Source organism: Arthrobacter sp. GQ119 (genome assembly GCF_059759125.1).
In genome coordinates, this window is the sequence record NZ_JCAXEA010000053.1 from 1 (window position 1) to 2,510 (window position 2,510).

Below are 2,510 nucleotides of genomic sequence, written 5' to 3' on the forward strand. Positions count from 1 at the left end.
GTCCAGCATGTACTCGAACGCCTGGTACCGCGGCTTGTAGGCCTGGGCCTGCTCGGCGGTGAACACGGCGTGCCACTCCGCACCGAGCTTGGGAATGCTGATGTCCAGGAAGCTGTCGTCCGCGTTGGACAAAGCCACCAGCTTGTAGTTCTCACCCATGAGCTTCAACGGAACCGGCACGTCCTCGTGCGCAACCCAGCCGCGCACAGCCTCAGCGAACGCCGCGCCGGCACCCTCGGTCGGCCCAATGCCCCAGCGCTTGCACACCCGGTCAAAGGAATCCTGCAGGATCGCCTCGTACGGCTTGTAATCGCCACACACCTCGTCGAACCGGTACCCACGGAACTGCTTCTTGAACGCAGGCCACTGCTCTTCAGAGATACGGCCATCCAGCAGACGACGCGTAGTGGGATCAATATCGAAGTTGATAAGCGTGCCATAGACATCAAAAGAGATGTACTTCGGCCGGGAGTTAGTCGTTGCCATGATTCATCCGTTCATAGAGATCTTCGGCCGGACGCCGGATTACCTGGCGCCCGCTTCGGTAAGTCTAGGTCGGGCATGGGGGCGCGTCGACGCGTTCCCCGGCCCGTTAGTGTCGACTCTAGGCTTCCCATTGTAGATTGTCAACAACTTCTGCCCAGGGTTCTTCCGGCCATATTTCGTGGACGTAACGCAGGGCATATTTTCGTCGATTGTTGACAATCAGCAATTCTAGGGGTTGCATAGTGACGGGGCCGAGCGAGATTTCGATCACAGCCGACATGCAGGACGCAAGAAGTCCGCTCCACGTCACTGCACGGCATGTCCGACCTGAGCAATAGAGAGAGCGTGGCCTGTCAGCCGCAGCTAAACACTCCTCTCTCGTTCGGCGGAATAACTTCACCTGAAACCCATTCGAAGGGAACCACCATGAAGACCATCAACAAAGTTCAGACCGCAGCCGCAGGCATTGCTGTCCTGCTGGCCCTCACCGCCTGTGGCGGCGCTGCCACCGGCACGCCGGCCGCTGGGGATGCAAAGTCCAAGACGTCGAACACCGCTGACATCTCGGAGGGCATCCAGCCTGACGCGGCCGCGGTGAAGCTGCTGCCGCAGTCCATCAAGGACAAGGGCGAGCTGACGGTTGCCATGGACCTGCACTACCCGCCGACGACCTTCCTGGCCGACGACAACACAACCCCGATCGGCCTGAACCCGGACATCGCCCGGCTGGTGGCCAAGAAGCTCGGCGTGAAGCTGAAGTTCGAGAACACCGCGTTTGACACGATCGTCCCCGGTATCGACGGCGGCCGCTACGACTTCACCGTCACCACCATGTCCCCCACGGAAGAGCGGCTGAAGGTGATGGACATGGTGAGCTACGTCAGCACCGGTGTGTCGGTGGCCGTGGCCCATGGCAACCCGCTGAACATCAGCAATGACGACATGTGCGGTAAGAACATTGCGGTCACCAAGGGCTCGAACGCCCAGCTGAAGCACCTGCCGAACGTCTCGAAGTGGACCTGTGAGGAAAAGGGCAAGCCGGCCATCAACGGCGTCACGCTGCCCAACGTCCAGGAAGCCCTGACGCAGCTGGCCTCCAAGCGCGTGGACGGCGTCCTCTACGACACCCCCGCGCTGGCCTGGGCCGCGGAGCAGCAGCCCAACACGTTCACGGTTCTGCCGAAGGTGGATACCCGCTCGGAGCACGTCAATGCCATTGGCCTGAAGAAGTCTTCGCCGCTGACGCCTGCCCTGCAGAAGGCCGTCCAGTCCGTCCTTGAGAGCCCGGAATACAAGAAGTCCCTTGACACCTGGGGCCTCAGCGGCGCGGCCATCACTACCGCCAACCTCAAGTAACGGGGCAGGCCATGCAAGAAACTACGATCGAAAGAAGTGAAACCCCTATGAGTGGGAAAGAGTCACATCTCAAACCACGCTTACGGCGGCGCAGCACTTTTGAATACGTCGCCTGGGTGGTCTGCAGCCTGATCGGTATCGGCATCCTGATCTCGGTCTCGACCAACCCCAACTTCAGGTGGGGCACGGTTGCCCAGTACTTCACCCACGAATCCATCGTCCGTGGCCTGATGCTCACCATCTTCCTCACGATCGCCAGCATGGGCCTCGGAACGCTCCTTGGCCTGGGGCTGGCAATCATGCGGTCCTCCAGCATCAAGCCGGTCGCGGCCACGGCCAGTGTCTACATCACGATTTTCCGTGGCACCCCGGTCCTGGTGCAGCTGATCTTCTGGTTCAACGTTTCCGCGCTGTACCCGAACCTGACCATCGGCATCCCGTTCACGGACATCGGCACCGCGATCGACATTAATGCCTTGATGGCACCCATCACGGCGGCCCTGGTCGGCCTGACGCTGAACGAGGCCGCGTACATGGCCGAGATCATCCGTGGCGGGTTCTCCTCGGTCGGCAAGGGCCAGATCGAGGCCGCCGACTCCCTGGGCATGAGCAGCGCGATGAAGATGCGCAAGGTCATCATCCCGCAGGCGATGCCCTCGATCATCCCC

3 protein-coding genes are annotated in these 2,510 nt (G+C 61.1%); 2 read left to right on the forward strand and 1 reads right to left on the reverse strand.

The annotated features are described in order from the left end of the window. Positions 1-486: HAD family hydrolase (locus AC6CH3_RS23260; RefSeq protein WP_498134685.1), on the reverse strand; the 486-nt coding region annotated here is incomplete at its 3' end. 426 nt (positions 487-912) lie between these two features. Here AC6CH3_RS23260 and AC6CH3_RS23265 point away from each other — a divergent pair. Both AC6CH3_RS23265 and AC6CH3_RS23270 read left to right on the forward strand, forming a co-directional pair. Beyond that, positions 913-1,842 (forward strand): ABC transporter substrate-binding protein, encoded by a 930-nt coding sequence (locus AC6CH3_RS23265; RefSeq protein WP_498134686.1) that lies wholly within the window; start codon positions 913-915, stop codon positions 1,840-1,842. Between the two features lie 47 nt (positions 1,843-1,889). Further along, positions 1,890-2,510, forward strand: a 621-nt coding sequence (locus AC6CH3_RS23270; protein WP_498134687.1) for an amino acid ABC transporter permease, incomplete at its 3' end; no start/stop codon positions are given.